Here is a 20,521-nt window from a genome sequence, read left to right as displayed (position 1 = left end):
TGTTCCCCCGCATTTCGGACTGGCCCCGCCGCCGCCGATGGGCTATTCGTGGATCGTACCCCGTCGTACCCGTCGAATCCCCATCAAGGAGGCCCGCATGTCCTTTTCCGTCCGCATACGCATGGGTATCGCCGTCCTGGCCCTGGCGGCGCTGCTGCCCGGCATGGCCGCGGCTGCCGACAAGAGCCAGCCCCGAGAGGCGCAGTCCCGCCTGGACCCGCAGGCCCTGGACATCCTGGAGAAGAGCTGCAAGGCCCTGACCGCGCTCAAGGAGTTCTCCTTCCAGGCCAACGTGGCCCTGGACAAGGTCTACGAGGACGGCTCCAAGGTGCAGTTCTCCCGGGTGATGCACCTCAACGTGCGCCGCCCCGACGCCTTCCGGGTGGTGACCGCGGGCGACGACCTCAAGGCCGCCTCCTTCTTCGACGGCAAGACCTTCACAGTGCTGCAGCCCGACAAAAAGATCTGGAGCCAGATCCCCGCGGAAATGACCATCGACGCGGTGCTCGACCGCCTGGCCGACATGTACGGCCTGGAGTCCCCCCTTGGGGACCTGATCGTCAGCCAGCCCTGCGCCCGCCTGAAGATGACGGCCGCCGTGTACGTGGGCAAGGCCGTGGTGGGCCACACCGTCTGCGACCACCTCTTCTTCCAGGGACCCGGAGCGGACTGGCAGCTCTGGGTGCCGGAAAAAGGCCCCGCCCTGCCCGCCAAGATGCTCATCACCTACACAAGCCTGCCCAGGGACCCGCAGTTCCAGGCCGTTTTCAGCGCCTGGAAGGAAGGGCCCATAGCGGCCAAGACCTTCGCCTTCACTGCCCCGGAGGGCACCACGCGAGACGACTCCCTGTTCACCCCGCTGGAGGCCAAACCCGCCGGCAAGGCCAAGCGCAAGGCTGCGGCGAAGACCGCCAACTAGGAGGCACCACATGAGACAAACACTTCCTCGAAGCGCGGTCCGGGCCTGCATGCTGAGCCTGTGCGGATGGTTGACGGTCGGGTTGCTGCTCCTGGGCGACTGGAGCCGCCCCTTGGAGGCCATGGCCAGAGGGGGCGCAGCCGTCGGCCCGCGCGGAGGCGCGGTGGCTGTCGGCCCGCGCGGAGGCGCGGCGGCCGTTGGCCCGCGCGGAGGCGCCGCAGTCCGCGGACCATACGGCGGCGCCGCCGCTCGCGGCCCTTACGGCGGGGCGGCGGCCAGGGGGCCTTACGGCGGGGCTGCGGCTGTTGGCCCTCGCGGGGCCGCGGTAGCCGTGCCCAGCGGGCGCGTGGTTCCGCCGCCGGTGCCCGTACCCGTGCCGGTTCCCGGCCCCGGGTACTACGGCGGCTATTACGGGCCGAGCGGCGGAGCCGTGGCCGCGGGCGTTGCCCTGGGCGCCATGCTCACGGTGCTTCCCGCCACCGCCATCGCCGTTTCCAACTCCTCGGGCAAGACCGTCTACAAGGTGGACAGGGAGTGCTACCGGGAGATCCACGACGGCGGCCGCACAGTCTACGAACAGATCCCCTGCCCGTAAGCGATACCGGTCATCCCGCCGGGGGCGCGCTCCGCCTCCGGCGGGCAACTGCGGCTGGATTCTTGCGGCGCTTGGTGCTAGGCACTTTGATCAGTTCCGGCAGCGCAGACCATCTGCAGCAGGTCACATCATCATCGCCGCCAACATGACCCACACACAACGCCGTTTCTCGCTCAAGGCGAAGTTCAACCTTGCGGTGGCCCTGGTCTATCTGCTGGCCGCGGCCGGTTCTCTTGTGGGCTTCGCCTTCGTCACGCACAGCATCCTCGGCGAGTTCGCCCAGCGCATCGCCATGAAGCAGGCCATGCTGGAGCGCAACAAGGTCATGACCATCATCGACCGCGAGGAGGCCCTGGCCCGCACCCTGGCCGGGGACCCCCTGGTGCGCCGCTGGGCGGCCGACGAGACAGACCCGGCCCTGCGCCAGGCCGCCCTGGAGCAGCTCGAGAACTACCGCAGCCAGTTCCGCGACAGGAGCGTGTTCCTGGCGCTCAAATCCTCCTCGCGCTACTACATCGCGGAACGCGACCAGAAGGGCGAGGTGCAGAGCCGCATCCTGCGGCGCGACCACCCCGCCGACGCCTGGTTCTTCGAGACCCTCTCCAAGGTGGACTCCTTCGCCCTGAACCTGGACCACAACCCATCCTTCAACGTCACCAAGGTCTGGTTCAACGTGGTGGTGCGCGGCGCGGGCGGCGAGAAGATCGGCGTGGGGGGCGGCGGCATCGACCTGGGCGACTTCCTGCGCGAGGCCGTGGGCACACGGGACGAAGCGGTCTCCGTGGCCATCGTGGACCGGGCCGGAGTGCTCCAGGCCTGGGGCGACCCGCAAGTCGTGAAGCGCAACGCCATGGAGCGCGACGAGTCCAAAAAGACCACCCTGTATTCCATGCTCCGCAACTCTGAGGACAAGCAACGCATGAGCCAGGCCCTGCTGGCCCTGGACGCGTCGCCGCAGGGCGTGGAGTCCTTCCGAGTCCAGCTGGAGGGAGGCGAAACCCTCGCCGCGATCACGGCCCTGCCCGGCATCGGCTGGTACACCGTGGCCCTGGTGGACGTGTCGGGCGTGGTCAGCTCGCGGGTGTTCCTGCCCGTTCTGGCCCTGCTGGTGCTCTCGCTGCTGGCGGTGATCGTCACGGTGGGCTGGCTGCTGGGCCGGATCGTCATCACCCCGCTGGCGCGGCTCACCGGGGCCTCGCAGGAAGTGGCGCTCGGCCGCTACGACATCACCCTGCCCGTGGACCGCAACGACGAGATCGGCCAGCTGACGCGGAGCTTCAACTCCATGACCGCCAAGGTCCTGGACTACACGCAGAACCTGGAGCACATGGTCCAGGGCCGCACGGCCGAGCTCTCCGAGGCCAACGACCACCTGCGGGAGTCTCGGCGGCGCATCATGGAGAGCCTGCGCTACGCCCGCACCATCCAGCAGTCCATCCTTCCCCGGCCCGCCCAGATGGACCGCGCCTTCGCCAGCCACATGAGCCTTTACCTTCCGCGCGACATCGTGGGCGGCGACCTGATCTACCTGCGCCCGTTCGAGGACTGCACCGTGGCCGCCCTCATGGACTGCACCGGCCACGGCGTGCCCGGCGCGTTCATGACCATGACGGCCCACTCCGTGCTCAACCACGTGCTCGACACCCTGGACAGCCGCGACCCCGCCCGGATACTGAGCAGGTTCGACCGCGTGCTGCGCGAGACCCTGGGCCTGCACGAGACCGGCGAAGGCTCCCTGGACTGCGGGCTGGACATGGCCCTGTTCGTCGTCCACCGTGACGGGGGGGACGCGGGCGGCGGGCGCGTGCGCTTCGCGGGGGCCGGGCTCTCGCTCTACAGGCTGCGCGGGGGCGAGCTGACCGAAACCAAGGGGGACAGGCGGCGCCTGGGCTACCGGGGCGAATTCAAGGATTTCGCCTACGCCACCCACGAGTTCGCGGACTGCGCCGGAGATGTTTTCTACGCCGTCACCGACGGATTCCTGGACGAAGGCGGCGGGGACAAGGGTTACTGCTTCGGCCTGGAGCGCTTCCGGGAGATGATCCTGGCCCAGGCGAACACGCCCCTCAAAGGCCAAGCCGAAGCCTTCGAGCACACCCTTGCCAGATACCGGGGAACCAGGAAGCAGCGCGACGACATCGCCATGCTCGGGTTCTCCATCTAGGCCCGGGCAACGAACGGACCGCCCCCCCCCGCGCGGTTTCAACCGGAGGATACATGGACCTGTTCGCCATCAGGGAAGAGCTTTCGAAATCCGGCGTCATGATCTGCTTCACCGGCCCGTTCTCCCACAGCATCATCGACGAGATCGGCCAGGCCGTGCGCAATCACCTGAGCGCGGAGAACATCGCCAAGGCGGCGGTCATGGACGTGTTCGCCGCCTACATCGAGCTGGCCCAGAACGTGAAGAACTACTGCGCCACGCGCACGCTGCCCACGGGGGACCCGGGCTCCTCCATCATCACCATCGCCAAGCTGGACGGCCGCTACCAGGTCTCCTCCGGCAACGTGGTCCTGCGCGAGGACATAGCGCCCCTGCTGGCCAACATCGACTCCATCAACGCCCTGGACCCGGCCGGACTCAAGGCCCGCTACAAGGAGCAGATGCGCAGGGACCGCCAGCCCGGCGCCATGGGGGCCGGCCTGGGTTTGCTGGACATCGCCCGCAGGAGCCCGGAAAAGCTCAGCTACAGCGTGCGCGACCTGGACGGGAACTACGCATTTTTCAGCCTCGCCGCCACGGTCTAGCCGCGGCGCCGGTCAAGGAGCCTCCATGCAACCGCTCGACATCGCCATGACCTCCACCTCCCCGGAGATCGCCTACGACGCGCAGACGCACACGCTACGCATCTCGGGGGAATCCTACCCCGAGAACTCCTTCGAGTTCTACGACCCCGTGATGCGCTGGCTGCGCGAAGCCGTGGCCGCCCAGGACTCGCTGCGCCTGGACATCCACGTCAGCTACATGAACTCAAGCAGCACCAAGTGCATGCTCGACCTGCTCGACATCCTGGAGGAAGCCTCGGCCAAGGGCTTCGCGGCCAGCGTGCTCTGGCGCTACGACGGCGAGAACCCCCGGGCCCTGGACCTCGCTGAGGAATTCCAGGAAGAGGTCACCTTCGAGTTCAACCTCGTGCCCCAGGAGTAGGCCCCATGAGCCCCAAGAGAGCCACCCCCCCGCAGGACGACCCCCTGCTCGACCGCTGCGGGGAATTCCTGCTGGACCCGCCGGGGCCGGACGCGCTGCTTTCCGAATACGCCATCCTGGCCGACGGCTACCGCACGCTCTCCCGCAGGCTCTACAAGACGCTGCTCATCAGCGACGGCTACCAGCAGCAGGTCAAGGAGCTGGCCGTCAAGCTTGAGCGCGCCATGACCAAGATCAACCAGCTGCGCGAGGTGGCCCTGCCCCTGTGCGTCTACTGCCGCAGGGTGCGCCCACAGTCCGAGGAGTACTGGCAGAAGCTGGAGACCTTTCTCAGCCGCAACGCGGACATCATGTTCTCCCAGGGCATCTGCCCGGACTGCCTCAAGGCCACCTACGCCCGCATGGGCGCCACTGAGGCGACCCAGCAGCAGCCGGCCAAGGCCCCGCAGGAACCCAAAAAGCGCAACCGCCCCTCCATCGTCACCGACGACCAGTACGTGCGCGAGGCCAAGGAACTGGCCGCCAGGGTCGAGGCCAAGGCCCCGGAATTCGAGGAGGACCTCGAACGCCTGGTGCTCCGCTATTCCAAGCTGGCGCGCCGCTTCGCCAAGACCGTGACCATCTCCGACTCCTACCAGTCACAGCTGCGCGACCTGAACATGCGCCTGGAGTTGCTGGCCCGCACAGACCTGCTCACCGGCCTGGCAAACCGCTGGGAGATGACCCACCGCTTGGAAGCCGAGCACAACCGGATGCAGCGCCACAGCAGCGAGCTCACGCTCATCCTGGGCGACGTGGACCACTTCAAGCAGGTCAACGACACGTACGGCCACCAGTGCGGCGACGCCGTGCTGCGCAACGTGGCCACCCTGATGCAGACCCACCTGCGCGCCGAGGACCTGTGCGCCCGCTGGGGCGGCGAGGAGTTCATGATCCTGCTGCCCGAAACAGGCGTCGAGGCCGCCAGCAACGTGGCCAAGAAGCTGGGCGAGCTGGTGCGCGACACGCCCACCCGCTGGAACGGGAGCAGCATCACGGTGACCATGAGCTTCGGCATCGCCTCGGTCCACCCCGGCTCGGACCTGGACAAGGCCATCTCCACCGCCGACGACGCCCTCTACGAGGCCAAGGCCCAGGGGCGCGACAGGGCCGTCACCGCCTCGACCCTTCCCCAGCCGTAAGCCTCTCCGGCCCGCGCCCAGTGGTCGTACAGCCCTGCGGATTTCCTGGCTGAATTCGTGTTTTCCGACTTTCCAGGAGAGGTTTCGCCGGGTATTGTCCCGGACCAGCAGGACAGGGACCCAGCTCCCCGAGGCAGGCCGCGGCATCCCGCCGCCCCCGGCGCCGCATGGCGCACGGCTGCCAACGCATAGCGCCCCGCGTGAGACCGAGCATGTACTTGGATAATCCGGAAGAAGGCGAAAGGTATTGCGGCGCGCCCACAGCGACGGCCTGCTCGGACAGCTTCGCCCTGGCCAGCCTGCTGCTGGAACCCGGCCATCCCATGACCATCCGCTGCGCCGGTTCAGAGCGGGCGGAGCGCGCCAGGGTGCTCGGCCTCAAACGCGGCGAGTTCATCGTGGTCCGGCCCCCGGCCTCCTCGCAGACGATCCGGGCGGCCCGGCCCGGCGCGGGGGTGGACGTGCTCCTCGAGAAAGAGGGCACCGTCTACGCCTTCCATTCGGAAGTCCTCAGCGCGCTGACCCACCCCATCCCCGTTCTCTTCGTCGGCTACCCTCAGGATGTGCGCTCCCGGGCGCTGCGCCGCCACGTGCGCCACAAATGCCTGCTGCCCGCCACCGCCGTGGGCGCGGGCTTCACCTGCGAGGGGCACCTGAGTGATTTCAGCGTGGGCGGCTGCCGCATCGTGACCTCGAACCTGCCCCGCAACGGCGGCGCGGCCCTGCACCATGGCGACCCTCTGGAGGTGCGCCTGCCCGTGAGCGGCCTGCGCATGGAGACCTTCACCGGGGAGTTGCGCTCCGTGCAGCAGGACGGGGACACGGTGGCCTTGTGCATGTCCTTCCATGAGGGGCGCAGCTCGGATCTGGCCGAGCGCTTCGTGTGCGAGCTGATCATGGTGGAGAACCTGCGCCGGGAGGATTCCCTCGAGGCCGCCAAGAACGCGCCTCCTCCCTCGAGCAGGGCGCACGCCCCGCTGGAGTCCGAAGCTTTGCGCGACGCCACGGCCCACGTCAGCGACGGGGCGGTCGTGAGCCTCACCGTGGCCCAGCCCCTGGAGCTGCAGTTCACCGGCAACCACCTCTACGACGCCTCCAGCGTGGTGGCGGTGGACGGCGCGGAGTGCATCATCGCGGAGATGCCCCTCACCGCCATGGGCTGCTGCCCAAAGCCGGGCATGGGCCTGCGCGGCCGCTTCGAGAAGCAGGGCTCCTACTACGGGTTCCGCACCTGCGTGCTCAAGTTCGTCACCAAGCCGCGCCCCCTGGTGTTTTTCGCCTGCCCCAAGAAGATCGAGGTGCTCAAGCGCAGGCTGCACCCCCGCGTGCACTGCATGATGCCCGCCGCCCTCGAGGGCGACATGATGCGCGTGAGCGGCTACGTCACGGACATCAGCATGGGCGGCTGCCGGGTGCTGGCCAACCTGGACGGGCAGGAGGGCATCGTCAACGTGATGAGCGGCGACACGGTGCACCTGACCCTGCCTCTGGACGGGCTGCGCGTGGAGAGCCTGAAGGCCAGGGTCAAGAATTTCACCCTGAAGGAGAACCGCGTCTCCCTGGGGCTGATTTTCCAGGCGGGCAAGAGCCAGCTGCCCTTGCTGGCCGCGTTCATGACCCGCATGGAGGCCGCGGGGGTCTGAGGCCTCCACCGGCCCGCCCGCTGGACATTCCCCCTGCGCTTTGGCACAGCCTGACCATGCGCACCATCAAACGCCCCCTCCTCTTCGTTTTGGCCGCCCTCGTCTGCCTGCTCATGGCCCTGCCCTGCCTCGCGGCCGAGAAGGAGCACGTCCCCGGGGAATTCGAGTTCCGCATCCCCAAGGGCATTGCGGACGCGCAGGTGAAGCTCTGGATACAGAAGGCCGCAACCAAATACGGAATTGACCGCTTCCTGCTGCAGGCGCTGGTGGAGGTGGAGTCGGGCGGCGACGCCCAGGCCGTGTCGCCCAAGGGCGCCCAGGGGCTGACCCAGATCATGCCCGGCACCGCGCAGGACCTTGGCCTCAAGGACGCGTTCGACCCTGCGGCCAACATCGACGCGGGCTGCCGCTACCTGAAGGAGCAGATCAAGGCCTTCGGGGACGTGAGGCTGGCCCTGGCGGCGTACAACGCCGGACCGGAGGCGGTGCGCAGGAGCGCGGGGATACCGCCCATACCGGAGACGCAGAAGTACGTGGCGTCGGTGGCCAACCGCTACATCGTGCTCAAGACGGGCAAAAACCTGTTCTCGTTCTCCGCCAGCGCCCAGGACCTGGGCGAAAAACCGAAGAAATAGTCGGCTGTTCGCGGCCCTGGCCCTGCCGCGGTGCTTCGTCGCAACCCGGCCCCGGTGCAGGCCTCCGCCGCGCCGCGCCCGCCGCTGTATTTGAAGAACATCGCCAGGCGCGGCGCGGCGGAGGCCTGCACCGGGGCCAATGCGTCGCCAGGCGTTATACTGCCAGGATAGAACAACCGGCCAGTATTGCGATCCGGGCTGGCCGAACGAAAAAGGAGGTGTTTCCCGCCTCCTTAACGTTGGTAGATATCCGCTTGGTCTCCCGCCCAGAACAAACGGCCTGAGCCGTCGAGCAGTTCCGCCCCAGCGCGAAGCCGGAAGGGATTCCAAAGGGAGGGACTCCCTTTGGCCGCCGGAGGCATTCTTCTTGTCTAGGCTCCAGCCGTGGCTCACAGCGTCTGAAACGGGCAAACAGACAACACCCCCGGCTTAATCTCCTTCTTACCGCAACAACCCCTCAACCCTTCTCGGCCACGGGCGCCGCATCCTCCCGGATGGGCACCACCCGGGCCAGCACCGCGATGACCACCAGCGAGAAGCTCAGCCGGGCCACCATGGTGCCCCAGGGGCTCGCGCCGATGAGGGTGAGCAGCAGCGTATCCTCGATGAGGGCGTGGGAGAGGCTCATGAGCGAGACCGAGGCGAAGATGTCGCGCCGGGAGAGCTTGCCGGACTGGGCCTCGTGGATGATGAGCCCGCCGCCGTAGGCCAGGCCCATGGTCATGCCGATGACCGTGACCGTGGCCGCCTTGCGCCCGATGCCCATGAGCCGCAGGAAGGGCTCCAGCACGGCCTCGAACAACCGTGTGGCCCCCACGGCGTTGAGCACGCGCATGAGCGCCATGAGCGCCAGGATGACCAGGAAGATCCAGCCCAGGTTCTTGAGCTCTCCGAAGGCCCACCCAACCAGTGAGGCGTCCTGCGGCTGGGGCGCGAGCAGGATGTGCGCGGGCTGGGCGAGGTACCCCCCCGCCTCCAGGATGAAGTGCAGTATCCACGCGCAACCGAGCGCCCCGAACACCCGCAGCAGGTTCTGGCCGAAGAAGCTCAGGCCGCAGCGCCTGGTGACCTGCCCCTCGACCAGCAGGTTGTGGGCGATGAGCATGAGCACGCCCAGCACCGTGACCTGGGCCTGGCTGAGCGGCCCCATGGAGGGGGCCAGGGCGTAGAAGACCACCAGCCCGGAATAGATGCTGGAGAGCATGGCCGTGGCCCAGGCCAGGCCCAGCCCGGCGGGCAGGCCCACCAGCTCCATCAGGGGCTCCACGGGGGCGGCCAGGTAGTCCACCGCGCCCAGGGTCTGCAGCACCTTGACCAGGATGATGATGGGCACCATGACCTTGAACAGGTCCAGGCTGACGCGGACCGCGTCACGAACCACGGCGATGAGGGGATTCATTGGCGAAAGGCTCCGGGTGCTAGCTGCGGGGGCGTCCCAGGGCCTTGAGCAGCTTGCGCTTGAGCTCCGAGCCGTCCACAGGCTTGAGGATGCAGTCCGTGGCGGGATAGGCCCCGCACTGGCCGAGCACGCGCTTGTCCGGCACGCCGGTGACCATGATGAAGGGGACCGCCGCGAAGCGGTCGTCCCCGCGCATCCGGTCCAGCAGTTCCAGGCCGTTCATGCCGGGCATGAGCCAGTCGGCGACCACCACGTCAACGCCGCCGGATTCCAGCAGCTCCCAGGCATCCTGGCCGCTTGCGGCCTGCAGCAGCCTGCCGAGCTCCAGCGGTTCGAGCAGCCCGCAGATGAGCTCGCGCATGACGGGAGTGTCCTCGGCCACCAGCACGGTCGCCTCGGACAGCCTCCTGGCTGTGTCTGCTGTCTGAGCGTTCCGGTTAACCACCCATCGCACCCCGCACACCCATCCTGCTTGAAACGAAACGGCCGGAGGCTTGGGCCTCCGGCCGTGCAATCGCAGCGTTAGCCCTTGGAGACGACCAGTTTGACCAGGCGGGCGAACTGGTTGGTGAACCCGGCCTCGTTGTCGTACCAGATGACCACTTTGACCATGGTGCCGTCCATGACCGCGGTCAGGGGGCCGTCCACCACGCCGCCGTGGGTGTCGCCCAGGTAGTCCACGGAGACCAGGGGCTCCTCGGTGTAGCCCATGGCCTCGCTGGCCTTGGACTTGAGCAGCGCGTTGACCTCCTCCACGGTGGTGGACTTGGAGACTTCGCAGACCAGGTCCACGATGGAGCCGTCGGGGGTCGGGACGCGGATGGAGTAGCCGTCCAGCTTGCCAGCCAGCTCCGGCAGCACCACGGTGGTGGCGCGAGCCGCGCCGGTGGTGGTGGGGATCATGGAGACGCAGGCGGCGCGGGCGCGGCGCGGATCCTTGTGGGAGCCGTCCAGAATGCGCTGGCTCATGGTGTAGGAGTGGATGGTGGTCATCAGGCCGTGCTTGATGCCCAGGGCGTCGTTGAGCACCTTGACCACGGGGGCCAGGCAGTTGGTGGTGCAGGACGCGGAGGAGATGATGGCGTGGGCGGCGGGGTCGTAGACGTGCTCGTTCACGCCCATGACCACGGTGCAGTCCGGGTTCTTGGCGGGCGCGGAGATGATGACCTTTTTCGCGCCGCACTGGAGGTGGTGCGCGGACTTCTCCCGCTCGGTGAACTTGCCGGTGGTCTCGGCCACGTAGTCGATGCCGAGCTCGCCCCACTTCCACTCGCCCGCGTTGCAGCGGGTGACCTGGATCTTTTTGCCGCAGACGGTGATGCCGTCCTCCCAGGTGCCCACTTCGCCGTGGAAGGTGCGGTGCACGGAGTCGTACTTGAGGAGGCGGGCCAGGTCGGCGTTGGAGGCGCGGGCGTTGATGACCGCGATTTCGATGTCCTTGTCGACGGCCAGGAGACGGGTGAGGTACCGCCCGATGCGTCCGAATCCGTTCACGCCAATCTTGATCGCCATTGTCTCCTCCTTGCGGGCCGGGAGTTCGCCGGCCGCGTATGATGTTGCTTCATGCCCCCGGGGGGCAGTCATGATTCGCCGGCCCGCGCTAGGCCTTGCCCGAGCAGCCCAGGACGTTCCTGATCTTGTGGGCCACCATGTCGCGCACGGCGTCGCGGGCGGGGCCAAGGTACTGCCTGGGGTCGAAGTGCTCGGGGTTCTCGTCGAAATATTTGCGGATCACGGCTGTCATGGCCAGCCGGATGTCGGTGTCGATGTTGATCTTGCACACCGGGCCGGAGGCGGCGCGGCGCAGCATCTCCTCCGGCACGCCCCTGGCGCTGCCCACCTTGCCGCCGTGCTCGTTGGCCATCTTCACGAACTCCTGGGGCACCGAGGAGGAGCCGTGCAGCACCAGGGGATAGCCGGGCATGAGCTTGCCGATCTTCTCCAGGCGCTCGAAGTCCAGCTTGGCCTCGCCCTTGAACTTGTAGGCCCCGTGGCTGGTGCCGATGGCGATGGCCAGGGAGTCGCAGCCGGTGCGCTCCACGAACTCCACGGCCTGGTCCGGGTCGGTGTAGACGCTGTGCTCGGAGCTGACCTCGTCCTCGACTCCGGCCAGGCGGCCCAGCTCGGCCTCCACGTACACGCCTTGGGCGTGGGCGCATTCCGCCACCTGCTTGGTCAGGGCGATGTTCTCCTCGAAGTTCAGGTGGGAGCCGTCGATCATCACTGAGGTGAAGCCCGCGTCGATGACCTTCTTGCAGATGTCGAAGTTCTGGCCGTGGTCCAGGTGGAGCACCACGGGCAAGTCGGTATCCTGCATGGCGGCTTCCATGAGCTTCATGATGTAGTTCTCGCCCGCGTACTTGCGCGCCCCGGCCGAGACCTGGAGGATGAGCGGGGAGCGCTCCTGGTTGCCTGCGGAGATGATGCCCTGGACGATCTCCATGTTGTTGACGTTGAACGCGCCGACGGCGTAGCCGCCAGCATAGGCTTTCTCGAACATCTCTTTGGGCGATACCAATGGCATGACGCTCTCCTCCTTGCGGGACGCGGGCGGTTGTGTCGGGGTGTGCGGGGTCGGGCGCGAAGCGCCGCGACAGCCTCGCGAGCCTAGCCCCGGAACGCTTTTTTTGTCAATGAAAAGCGGACGTTCGCGGCCTGGGGACGCAGCATCCATGCGGCTCGCGGCCTTCCCCCGAGCGGTAGGTGCTTGATAAGTATTCCAAGTTATCCTCCGGCGGGAGGAATGCGTGGACAACAGCCTGCGGCCCCCTCAAGGGCTGCCTCGGCCAGCAACTCGGCACGGGGGGGAGCCCCCCGCATCCAGGGGCTGGCCCAGGGCGCGGGCCAGTTGGGAACGCGACACCGGCTTGGCCAGCACCGCGTCGGCCACCGCCGCGCCGGGCCCGTCCTCGGCCTGGTCGGTCAGCAGCACCAGCCGGGCCTGCTCCCGCACGCGGCGGCAGGCGGCCAGGAACTCCCAGCCGGACATGCCGTGCAGATTCTCACCCGCCAGAACCGCGTCGAAGCGGGCCGGCACCCGCGCGAACACGTCCAGGGCCTTGGACGCGTCGCGCATGCTGGTGACCTTGAACCCGATCTCCCGCAGGGTCATGGCCAGGGCCTGGCGCGAGAAGGCCTGGGCGTCCACCACCAGCGCGCGGCGGCCGACCGCGCCAGTCGCGGCCCCCGCGGAGCATCCCGGGGACGGCGCTGCTCCGGCCTGTTGCGGGGCCAGCGGCAGGTAGACCCTGAACAGGCTGCCGCGCCCCAGTTCGCTCTCCGCCCGCACCGCGCCGCCCAGGGAGCGGACGATGCCGTGGACGGTGGCCAGGCCCATGCCCGTACCCTCACCCGGGCGCTTGGTGGTGAAGAACGGAACGAAAATCTTCTCCAGCAGGGAGGCGTCCATGCCGTGGCCGGTGTCTCCCACGGTCAGCAGGGCGTATTCCCCCGGGGCCAGGGCGGTGTCCCCGGAGGGATCGCCCCCGTGGGCCTCGTGCCGGGCCAGGGCGACCGACAGGGAGCCCCCGCGCCCCCGCATGGCGTGCAGGGCGTTGTCCATCAGGTTGGAGAGCATCTGGTGCACCAGGCTCGGGTCGGCCATGACGGACAACGGCTCGGGGCCTTCGTCGAAGGTGGCCTCAACGTCTGCGGGCAGCGTGGGCCGCATCAGCTCGATGGTTTCGCGCACCAGCGGGGCCAGGGCCAGGCGGGTGGAGCGCAGGCTGCCACGGCGGCTGAAGGCCAGGATCTGCTTGATGAGCTGCCTGGCCCTGCCCCCGGCCTTGATGATGTCTTCCAGGGGCTTGCGCAGGATGTCCCCCGGTTCGAGCAGCTGCATGCCCAGCTCGGCGTTGAGCAGGATGGGCGTGAGGATGTTGTTGAAATCGTGGGCTATGCCCCCGGCCAGTGTGCCCACGGCCTCAAGCTTCTGGGCGCGGCGCAGGCGCTTCTCCAGCCGCTCCTGGTAGCTCACGTCGCGCAGGTGCAGCACGGCGTTGCTCACCTGGCCGGAGGCGTCGCGGATGGGGCTGAAGGTCGTCTCCGCGGTGAAGCAGTGCCCGCCGGGACGCACCTGGTTGATGATGCCCGTCCACTCGCGGCCTTCGGCCAGCGCGGCGGCGATCTCCTGCCCGGGCAGGGGCGGGCGCGCGCCCAGGAACAGCCCGAACAGGGGGCGGCCCAGCGCCTCGCTGCGCCCAAGGCCCGTGACGGCCGAAAAGGCCGGGTTGACGTACTCCACGGACCATTTCGCCCCGGTGACGGCGATGCCCTCCACGGCCTGCTCCACGGCGGCCACCAGCAGCATCCTTTCGGCCTCGGCCTGCCTGCGGGCCGTGACGTCCTCGGCCACGCCCTCGTAGCGCAGCACCCGCCCGCCTTCGCCCCGCTGGGCCCAGACGTGCACCGAGACCCAGATGGGCAGACCGTCCTCACGCTGCAGGCGGACCTCCCTGCGGTCCCCCCTTGCGGCGGCGCGGGCCAGGAAGCCGCCGAAGCCCTCGCCCGCCTCAACGGGGGGATTGAGCATCACGCAGGTCCGCCCTGCCGCATCCGCCGGGCTCGCATAGCCGAGCATCCTGGCGAAGGCCGGATTGACCCACTGGAAGCCGCCCTCGGGCGAAGCCTGGAAGATGCCCTCCATCACGCTCTCGGAGATGCTGCGGAAACGCGCCTCGGAGTCGCGCAGGGCCTGCTCCGCCTGGGTCCGGCCAGAGATGTCGGACACCACCGCGAAGAGCACCTCGCCCTGGTCCGTCCTGATGCGCGAGACCCGCAGGTCCACGTCGCGGATCTCGCCGGTGCCCAGCCTGTGTTTGCAGACCGCCACCCGCCCGCCCGCGGACCGGCACACGCTGCTGGTGGCCTCGTGGCAGGCGGCCCCGTTCATGCAGAAGCTGGCCAGGGTGATCCCGCCCAGCGCGCCCTGCTTCCACCCGTAGAAATCAAGGGCGGACTGGTTGGCATCCAGGACCTGCATGGTATCGGGGTCGAGCAGGAACATCGCTGAGACGTGGCCCCGGAACATGGCCTCGAACATGCCCTCGCGCGCGGCGGCGCAGGCGGATGGGGCGGGGGCGTCCTGCGGGATGGCGGCCTTGGGCGCGTGCTTCATGCGTCGTCCGGCCCCGGGAGGTTCAGGCGCGTCAGGCTGGAGGCGAAGGCGAAGCTGCCGCGCTGGTGGTTCTTGACGTAATACATGGCCTCGTCTGCCCTGCGGATCAGGGTGGAGGGGTCGGCCCCGTCGTCGGGATAGAGGCTCACGCCCACGCTGGCTCCGGGCCCGGCGGCCCCTTCCAGGCTCTCATAGGGCCTGGCGAACGCAACCACCAGCTTGCGGGCCACCTCGGCCGCGCCCGCCCCGCCGCGTTGGCGGCCCAGCAGCACCACGAACTCGTCCCCGCCCACGCGGGCCACGGTGTCCGTGGAGCGGACCACGCCCTGCAGGCGGGCGGCCGCCTCCCTGAGCACCTCGTCGCCCACCGCGTGGCCCAGGGTGTCGTTGACGGGCTTGAAGTTGTCCAGATCCACGAAGAGCACGGCCACCTTGTCGCCCGCGCGCCTGGCGGCGTCGATGAGCGCGGCCAGCCTGCAGAGCATGAGGGGCCGGTTGGGGAGCATGGTCAGGGGATCGTGCTGGGCGTCGTGCATGGCCTTGGCCTCGACGCCCTTGGAGGCGGTCACGTCCTGGATGATGCCGTCGTAGAAGGCCACGCGGCCGAAGGCGTCGCGGCGCACCACGGTGGTGTTGCGCACCCAGAGCAGCGTGCCGTCCTTGCGCAGGATGCGGTGCTCCAGGGGCATGGCGTCCTCGCCGCGCAGGATTTTCCCGGCCTGCTCCAGCACCGCGGGGCGGTCCTCCTCGCTGACCATGCCCAGCCAGAGCAGGGGGTCGCGCTCGAACTCGTCGGGGGAGTAGCCGGTCAGGCGGGTGCAGCCCGCCCCGTGCGTGGTGCCCACGGCGCGGCCGTCCTCCACCTTCACGGTGTAGACGTAGTCCGTCACGGACTCCAGAAGCCTGCGGTAGCGCTCCTCGGAGTCGCGCACCATGGCCCAGGCGCGCTCGAGCCCGTTCACGCGCAGCTGGAGCTCCGCAATCTCCCGCACCAACTGCTCTTTCGTCTTGCCGGCGCTCTTCATGGTGCCTCCGCCCCGGGTGGGGCCCGCCAGGGACGCTACAGCAACCTTCTGAAACGCAGGAACAGGATGACCCCGCTCGTGATGAGGATGGACACCAGCCCCACGACCCCGAAGGCGTGCTCCGCCTCCTGCAGCGGCAGGGGGATGTTCATGCCGTACATGCTGGTGATGAGCGTGGGGACCATGAGGATGACCGTCAGCGAGGTCAGGATCTTCATGATCTGGTTGACGTTGTTGGAGATGACCGAGGAGTAGACGTTGGCCGTCGAATCCAGGACCTCCGAGAAGATCTTGGACATGTAGATGCCCTGGCGGATGTCGATGAGGGCGTCGTCGAAGATGTCCAGGTCGTCCTCGGAGAACATGAGCTTGTAGCTGTTGCACACGGCCAGGCCCTTGCGCGCGATCCTGTCGATGATGAGGTCGTTGTTCTTCAGGGCCGCGTGGAAATACGTCACGGCCTTGCGCAGGTTCAGCAGGAACTTGAGGTCGTCGTTGGAGGGCGATTCCGCCAGGTCGCGCTCCACCTCCTGGATATTGGCGGAGATCGCCTTGAGGTGGTGCATATAGAGCATGGTCACGTGCTTGACGATGTTGCAGAGGCAGCGCTCCTGCTTGAAGCCGTCCGGCGCGCTCCTGCTGATGCTCAGGATGTGGGTGAGGGACTCGTCCTCGATCTGGCAGACCGTGACCACGTTGGCCCGCGTGAAGAGGATGCCCATGGGCACGGTGGAATAGCGCCGCTGGTCCCCGTTCTGCTCGATGTGCGGGGTGCGGATGACCACCAGGGTGGCGTCGTCGTCCACCTCGATGCGCGGCCGCTCGTGCATGTCCAGGGCGTGGCGGAGGAGCTTCTCGTCCACGTCGGCCATGCGCGCCGCCCGCGATATGTCTTCCGAACGGGGCTCGATGAGATCGATCCAGCAGCCCTCGCAGGCTCCGTCCGGGTCGTCCAGGATGGTGCATCCTGGTCCGTAGATTGTGATCATCCTTCCTCCGGGAGGCCGCCGGCGCCGCCTTGGACGGCGGCAACCGGTATCGCCCCGCGTTGCATATCCCCGAGCGCGCGTGACGGTCAACCATGAGACGCCCGGGCCGCGCCACCCGCGCCGTGGACTTTTTGCCATCCTCATGTCACGGGAAGGTCACGAAAACAGACTCCGGGAGAAAACGATGAAGGACGACCTCAAGCCCAAGCACTACGAAATCATTCGCGCCAAGCACCCCGCATACATCGAAGCCGTGGAGAACCTGGGCAAGGCCGTGCACGGCTGCGGCCCCCTGGACAGCAAGACCCTCCTGCTCGTCCAGCTGGGTGCGGCCGCCGCCAGCCACTCCGAAGGCTCCGTGCTCTCCCACGCCCGCCGCGCCCTGAAGGCCGGGGCCAGCCTGGACGAAATCTACCACGCCCTCATCGGCCTGACCTCCACCATCGGCTTCCCCACCGTGGCCGCCGCCATGAGCTGGGTGCGCAAGGCCCTCGACGAGGATTAGCCCGTAAAGGCCCAGCCCATGCGCAAGACCCCTCCCTGCGCCTCGGTGTTCCGGCGCGACCCGGAGCTTGGCTTCCTGGAGTGGCGCAGCTCGCTCATCCAGGGCGCGCCCTTCGGGGTTCACACGCACGACACGGTCTCCGTGGCCGTGGTGCGCGGGGGGAGCTACGCCCTGAGCTGCCGGGGCGAGACCCGGGCGGCCGGGCCGGGCTCGGCGGTGTTCTTCCCGGCGGAGGAGCCGCACTCCTGCAATCCCCTGCCGGGCGAGGCCATGGACTACCGCAAGTATTACCTGGCCCCGGTCTGGTTCGAGGCCCTGCGCCTGGAGCTGGCCGGGGAGCCCGCCGCGCCCCCCGCCTGGAGCATCCTGAAGGACGGGGCCGCGCGCCCGGCCGTGGTCAGCGACCAGGGTTCGGCCGTGGCCTTCGCGGCCCTGGCCCGCGCACTGGAAGGGGAAGCGGCGGCCGGCGAGAAGCTCGCCCTGCTGCGCGAGGCGCTTGCGAGGCTGTTGCGCGCGCCAGCGTACTTCATGGGCGAGGGGGAGCCCACGGCGGAGCGCGAGGCCGTGAGCGCGGTGGTGCGGGCCATCTCCCGCGACCCGGCGGAGACCATCCGCCTGGAAGAGCTGGCCGAGGCCTCCGGCCTGACCCCGAGCCACCTGCTGCGGGTGTTCAGGCGCTCGCGCGGGCTGACCCCGCACGCCTTCCAGAACCAGCTGCGCGTGAACCTGGCCAAGCGCCTGCTGGCCGGGGGCGAGCCCATCGCCCAGGTCGCCCTGGAGGCCGGATTCGTGGACCAGAGCCACCTGAACAGGGTGTTCAGGCGCTACATGGGGGCCACGCCGAGGCAGTATCTGTTGGGGGCAAGGCCGTAATCGGGAGCGCCCAGCGCAATTTCATCCAAGAATCCCCGCCCCGCTCCGGGGTATCGCCTCCCGCGACCCGACAATCCCATCCCGGAGTATCCCATGCCACGCGCCTCCTACGCCCCCTACGCCGCCCTGGCGGCGTCCGTGCTCTTCTGGGGCCTTTCCTTCACGGCCACCAAGATCGCACTGGAGGGCCTGAGCCCCTCCTCCATCCTGTTCCTGCGTTTCGGGCTGGCATGCCTGCTGCTCCTGCCGCCCGCCTTTGCCAGCGGATCGCTGCGCCTGCCCCTGCGGGTGCACCTCCAGGTGCTGGCCGTGTCGGTGGTCTTCCCGGGTTGCTATTTCGCCCTGGAGACCTGGGCCCTGCGCCTGACCACGGCCACCAACGCCTCGCTCATCGCGGCGGCCATCCCCATGATGGTCCTGGCCCTCTCCTCCGTCGTGGAGCGCCGAAGCCCGAGCCTGCGCAGCATGGCGGGCGTGGCCGCCTCCCTGGCCGGGGTCGCCATGCTGGTGGGCGTTGGCGGAGGCCCCGTGAACACGGGCGACGCCCTGATGCTCGGGGCCGTGGCCTCGGCATCCGTGTACATGGTGGCCACGGGGCGTCTGAGCGCAAGCGTCGCTCCGCTCGGCTTCACGGCTTTGCAGATGGCCTGGGGCGCGATCTTCTTCCTGCCCATGTTCCTGACGAACCCGCCCAGCCCGGATGCCGTGCCCCTGGCCAGCCTGCTGGCCGTGGGCGCGCTTGGCCTGTTCGCCACGGTGGGCGCATTCCTGGCCTACAACTACGCCCTGTCGCGGGTGGAGGCTCCCACGGCCTCGCTGTGCATCAACGCCGTGCCCGTGGTGGCGGTGTTCGGGGCGCACCTGGCCCTGGGTGAGTCCGTGAGCATGGGCCAGGCCCTGGGCGGTGCGGTGATCCTGGCCTCGGTGTACGCCTCCTCCCGCCCCGCTCGAAACACGGAGGAATCCGCCCAGCCCGCTTGACGCGTCCAACCATTTCACGCATGTGTGGGAGTGGTACGCAATTACACTCCCAGCACCCGCGAGGACGCGCATGATCCTTGATTGCATGAAAACGGCCGATCCGGCGATGATCGAGATGTTCCGCCCCTTCGGCCTGAAGATGGAGGAGCAGGGCATCCCCCCCATCGTCATAAACGTCTTCAAATGCTACTACGCCCGGCTGCTCTACGGCGCGCAGGGCAAGCTGCCAGAGGACGAGCTGCTCCCGCTCACCGACGCCGAGGTGCCCCAGTACGAGGCCCTGGCCGACTACGCCGAGACGGGCCGCAATTCCATGGGCCACACCGTGGTCATCAAGCTCAACGGCGGCCTGGGCACCTCCATGGGGCTCGAGAAGGCCAAGAGCCTGATCCAGGTGAAGGACTCCATGACCTTCCTGGACCTGATCCTGGGCCAGATGCGCGCCCTGCGCGAGAAGTACGGCAAGCCCATTCCGCTGTTGTTCATGAACAGCTTCAAGACCCACCTGGACACCATGCTCAAGGTGGAGGGCTTCGACAACGGCACCACCAGCCTGCCCCTGGCCTTCCTGCAGCATCGCTACCCCAAGATCCTGCACAAGGACCTCTCGCCCGCCACCTGGCCCGGCAACCCCGAGCTGGAATGGAACCCGCCCGGCCACGGCGACCTCTACACCGCGCTGGTGACCTCCAAGATCCTGCGCAAGCTCCTGGACCGGGGTTTCCACTACGCCTTCATCTCCAACTCGGACAACCTGGGCGCGGTGATGGACGAGCGCATCCTGGGCTACATGGTCAGCCAGGGCTCACCCTTCCTCATGGAGGTGGCCGGTCGCACCGCCTCGGACCGCAAGGGCGGCCACCTGGCCCGCCAGCGCTCCAACGGCCGCCTGGTGCTGCGCGAGATCGCCCAGTGCCCCGACAAGGACCTGGACGCCTTCCAGGACATCACCAAGCACCGCTTCTTCAACACCAACTCCCTCTGGATCGACCTGCGCGCCATGGAGAAGGTGTTCGTGGCCAACGGCATGATGCCGCTGGACCTGATCCTCAACCCCAAGACCCTGGACCCGCGCGACCACAAGTCCCCCGAGGTGATCCAGATCGAGACGGCCATGGGCTCGGCCGTGTCGGCCTTCGAGTCCGCCCAGGCCATCAAGGTGCCGCGCACGCGCTTCGCCCCGGTGAAGACCACGGCGGACCTGCTGGTGGTCATGTCCGACTGCTACGAGGTCAGCCCGGAGAAGACCGTGGTGCCAGCCAGCGCGCACAAGGGACCCATGCCCGTGGTGCACCTGGACGGCCACTTCTACAAGCGCATCGACGACTTCAGCGCCCGCTTCCCGCACGGGGCGCCCTCGCTCAAGGATTGTTCCTGCCTGACCATCAAGGGAGACGTGGTTTTCGGAAAAAACGTCACCGTCAGCGGCACAGCCACGGTGATCAACGCCTCGGGCGCCCAGGTTCACATCCCGGACGGAACGGCGCTCACGGGGGAAGTGAGGTTCTAGGC

19 protein-coding genes are annotated in these 20,521 nt (G+C 68.3%); 12 read left to right on the top strand and 7 right to left on the bottom strand.

The window, feature by feature from the left end:
* Nucleotides 1-97: 97 nt before the first annotated feature.
* The 8 genes from MLE18_RS09555 (at nucleotide 98) to MLE18_RS09520 (ending at nucleotide 8,121) form a co-directional block, all read left to right on the top strand.
* Complete coding sequence (locus MLE18_RS09555; RefSeq protein ID WP_243438570.1) at nucleotides 98-919, top strand: DUF2092 domain-containing protein; 822 nt, start codon at nucleotides 98-100, stop codon at nucleotides 917-919.
* A gap of 10 nt (nucleotides 920-929) precedes the next feature.
* Nucleotides 930-1,514, top strand: a complete 585-nt coding sequence (locus tag MLE18_RS09550; RefSeq protein WP_243438569.1) for a hypothetical protein — start codon at nucleotides 930-932, stop codon at nucleotides 1,512-1,514.
* Between the two features lie 145 nt (nucleotides 1,515-1,659).
* Nucleotides 1,660-3,678, top strand: coding sequence for a SpoIIE family protein phosphatase (locus MLE18_RS09545; protein ID WP_243438568.1), 2,019 nt, complete (start codon nucleotides 1,660-1,662; stop codon nucleotides 3,676-3,678).
* A gap of 53 nt (nucleotides 3,679-3,731) precedes the next feature.
* Complete coding sequence (locus MLE18_RS09540) at nucleotides 3,732-4,262, top strand: SiaB family protein kinase (RefSeq protein ID WP_243438567.1); 531 nt, start codon at nucleotides 3,732-3,734, stop codon at nucleotides 4,260-4,262.
* Between the two features lie 25 nt (nucleotides 4,263-4,287).
* Nucleotides 4,288-4,662, top strand: a complete 375-nt coding sequence (locus tag MLE18_RS09535; RefSeq protein ID WP_243438566.1) for a DUF1987 domain-containing protein — start codon at nucleotides 4,288-4,290, stop codon at nucleotides 4,660-4,662.
* Between the two features lie 5 nt (nucleotides 4,663-4,667).
* Nucleotides 4,668-5,843 (top strand): diguanylate cyclase domain-containing protein, encoded by a 1,176-nt coding sequence (locus MLE18_RS09530; protein ID WP_243438565.1) that lies wholly within the window; start codon nucleotides 4,668-4,670, stop codon nucleotides 5,841-5,843.
* Nucleotides 5,844-6,055: 212 nt separating this feature from the next.
* Nucleotides 6,056-7,486, top strand: coding sequence for a flagellar brake protein (locus MLE18_RS09525; protein WP_243438564.1), 1,431 nt, complete (start codon nucleotides 6,056-6,058; stop codon nucleotides 7,484-7,486).
* 56 nt (nucleotides 7,487-7,542) lie between these two features.
* A complete protein-coding gene (locus MLE18_RS09520; RefSeq protein WP_243438563.1) occupies nucleotides 7,543-8,121 on the top strand; it encodes a lytic transglycosylase domain-containing protein in 579 nt (192 codons plus the stop codon).
* Nucleotides 8,122-8,578: 457 nt separating this feature from the next.
* Here the strand turns inward: MLE18_RS09520 and MLE18_RS09515 are convergent, their stop codons facing one another.
* The 7 genes from MLE18_RS09515 to MLE18_RS09485 form a co-directional block, all read right to left on the bottom strand.
* Nucleotides 8,579-9,520, bottom strand: coding sequence for a nucleoside recognition domain-containing protein (locus MLE18_RS09515; RefSeq protein WP_243438562.1), 942 nt, complete (start codon nucleotides 9,518-9,520; stop codon nucleotides 8,579-8,581).
* Between the two features lie 19 nt (nucleotides 9,521-9,539).
* A complete protein-coding gene (locus tag MLE18_RS09510) occupies nucleotides 9,540-9,908 on the bottom strand; it encodes a response regulator (RefSeq protein WP_243438561.1) in 369 nt (122 codons plus the stop codon).
* A 134-nt stretch (nucleotides 9,909-10,042) separates the two neighbouring features.
* Entirely contained in the window at nucleotides 10,043-11,032 is a 990-nt protein-coding gene (gap, locus tag MLE18_RS09505) for a type I glyceraldehyde-3-phosphate dehydrogenase (RefSeq protein WP_243438560.1), read from the bottom strand.
* An 88-nt stretch (nucleotides 11,033-11,120) separates the two neighbouring features.
* The gene (fba, locus tag MLE18_RS09500; RefSeq protein ID WP_243438559.1) at nucleotides 11,121-12,044 is read right to left on the bottom strand and encodes a class II fructose-1,6-bisphosphate aldolase; all 924 of its coding nucleotides are present in this window, start codon (nucleotides 12,042-12,044) and stop codon (nucleotides 11,121-11,123) included.
* Between the two features lie 246 nt (nucleotides 12,045-12,290).
* On the bottom strand, nucleotides 12,291-14,636 hold the full coding sequence (locus MLE18_RS09495; RefSeq protein ID WP_243438558.1) for a PAS domain-containing hybrid sensor histidine kinase/response regulator: 2,346 nt from the start codon (nucleotides 14,634-14,636) through the stop codon (nucleotides 12,291-12,293).
* A complete protein-coding gene (locus MLE18_RS09490) occupies nucleotides 14,633-15,661 on the bottom strand; it encodes a sensor domain-containing diguanylate cyclase (RefSeq protein ID WP_243438557.1) in 1,029 nt (342 codons plus the stop codon). The genes MLE18_RS09495 and MLE18_RS09490 overlap by 4 nt, the downstream gene beginning before the upstream one ends.
* Nucleotides 15,662-15,696: 35 nt before the next feature.
* Entirely contained in the window at nucleotides 15,697-16,650 is a 954-nt protein-coding gene (locus MLE18_RS09485) for a magnesium transporter CorA family protein (protein WP_243438556.1), read from the bottom strand.
* Between the two features lie 184 nt (nucleotides 16,651-16,834).
* Between MLE18_RS09485 and MLE18_RS09480 the strand changes: the two genes are divergently transcribed.
* The 4 genes from MLE18_RS09480 to MLE18_RS09465 all read left to right on the top strand — a co-directional run bounded on the left by MLE18_RS09480 (nucleotide 16,835) and on the right by MLE18_RS09465 (nucleotide 20,519).
* Nucleotides 16,835-17,155, top strand: coding sequence for a carboxymuconolactone decarboxylase family protein (locus tag MLE18_RS09480; protein ID WP_243438555.1), 321 nt, complete (start codon nucleotides 16,835-16,837; stop codon nucleotides 17,153-17,155).
* An 18-nt stretch (nucleotides 17,156-17,173) separates the two neighbouring features.
* Complete coding sequence (locus tag MLE18_RS09475) at nucleotides 17,174-18,028, top strand: AraC family transcriptional regulator (protein ID WP_243438554.1); 855 nt, start codon at nucleotides 17,174-17,176, stop codon at nucleotides 18,026-18,028.
* A gap of 93 nt (nucleotides 18,029-18,121) precedes the next feature.
* The gene (locus MLE18_RS09470; protein ID WP_243438553.1) at nucleotides 18,122-19,009 is read left to right on the top strand and encodes a DMT family transporter; all 888 of its coding nucleotides are present in this window, start codon (nucleotides 18,122-18,124) and stop codon (nucleotides 19,007-19,009) included.
* Nucleotides 19,010-19,094: 85 nt separating this feature from the next.
* The gene (locus tag MLE18_RS09465) at nucleotides 19,095-20,519 is read left to right on the top strand and encodes a UTP--glucose-1-phosphate uridylyltransferase (protein WP_243438552.1); all 1,425 of its coding nucleotides are present in this window, start codon (nucleotides 19,095-19,097) and stop codon (nucleotides 20,517-20,519) included.
* Nucleotides 20,520-20,521: the final 2 nt, after the last annotated feature.

This window comes from Fundidesulfovibrio soli (assembly GCF_022808695.1).
GTDB classification, from domain to species: Bacteria; Desulfobacterota; Desulfovibrionia; order Desulfovibrionales; family Desulfovibrionaceae; genus Fundidesulfovibrio; species Fundidesulfovibrio soli.
Note: the sequence above shows the minus strand (reverse complement) of the source record. Positions and strands in the feature narration are given on the sequence as shown.

Excerpts from the sequence above, each read along its gene's own strand:
- MLE18_RS09540 (WP_243438567.1), top strand. The coding sequence starts at position 3,732 with ATGGACCTGTTCGCCATCAGGGAAGAGCTTTCGAAATCCGGCGTCATG.
- MLE18_RS09495 (WP_243438558.1), bottom strand. The coding sequence starts at position 14,636 with ATGAAGCACGCGCCCAAGGCCGCCATCCCGCAGGACGCCCCCGCCCCA.
- MLE18_RS09530 (WP_243438565.1), top strand. The coding sequence starts at position 4,668 with ATGAGCCCCAAGAGAGCCACCCCCCCGCAGGACGACCCCCTGCTCGAC.
- MLE18_RS09485 (WP_243438556.1), bottom strand. The coding sequence starts at position 16,650 with ATGATCACAATCTACGGACCAGGATGCACCATCCTGGACGACCCGGAC.
- MLE18_RS09470 (WP_243438553.1), top strand. The coding sequence starts at position 18,122 with ATGCCACGCGCCTCCTACGCCCCCTACGCCGCCCTGGCGGCGTCCGTG.
- MLE18_RS09475 (WP_243438554.1), top strand. The coding sequence starts at position 17,174 with ATGCGCAAGACCCCTCCCTGCGCCTCGGTGTTCCGGCGCGACCCGGAG.
- MLE18_RS09515 (WP_243438562.1), bottom strand. The coding sequence starts at position 9,520 with ATGAATCCCCTCATCGCCGTGGTTCGTGACGCGGTCCGCGTCAGCCTG.
- MLE18_RS09480 (WP_243438555.1), top strand. The coding sequence starts at position 16,835 with ATGAAGGACGACCTCAAGCCCAAGCACTACGAAATCATTCGCGCCAAG.
- MLE18_RS09550 (WP_243438569.1), top strand. The coding sequence starts at position 930 with ATGAGACAAACACTTCCTCGAAGCGCGGTCCGGGCCTGCATGCTGAGC.
- MLE18_RS09535 (WP_243438566.1), top strand. The coding sequence starts at position 4,288 with ATGCAACCGCTCGACATCGCCATGACCTCCACCTCCCCGGAGATCGCC.
- MLE18_RS09525 (WP_243438564.1), top strand. The coding sequence starts at position 6,056 with ATGTACTTGGATAATCCGGAAGAAGGCGAAAGGTATTGCGGCGCGCCC.
- fba (WP_243438559.1), bottom strand. The coding sequence starts at position 12,044 with ATGCCATTGGTATCGCCCAAAGAGATGTTCGAGAAAGCCTATGCTGGC.
- MLE18_RS09555 (WP_243438570.1), top strand. The coding sequence starts at position 98 with ATGTCCTTTTCCGTCCGCATACGCATGGGTATCGCCGTCCTGGCCCTG.
- MLE18_RS09490 (WP_243438557.1), bottom strand. The coding sequence starts at position 15,661 with ATGAAGAGCGCCGGCAAGACGAAAGAGCAGTTGGTGCGGGAGATTGCG.
- MLE18_RS09545 (WP_243438568.1), top strand. The coding sequence starts at position 1,660 with ATGACCCACACACAACGCCGTTTCTCGCTCAAGGCGAAGTTCAACCTT.
- MLE18_RS09465 (WP_243438552.1), top strand. The coding sequence starts at position 19,095 with ATGAAAACGGCCGATCCGGCGATGATCGAGATGTTCCGCCCCTTCGGC.
- MLE18_RS09520 (WP_243438563.1), top strand. The coding sequence starts at position 7,543 with ATGCGCACCATCAAACGCCCCCTCCTCTTCGTTTTGGCCGCCCTCGTC.
- gap (WP_243438560.1), bottom strand. The coding sequence starts at position 11,032 with ATGGCGATCAAGATTGGCGTGAACGGATTCGGACGCATCGGGCGGTAC.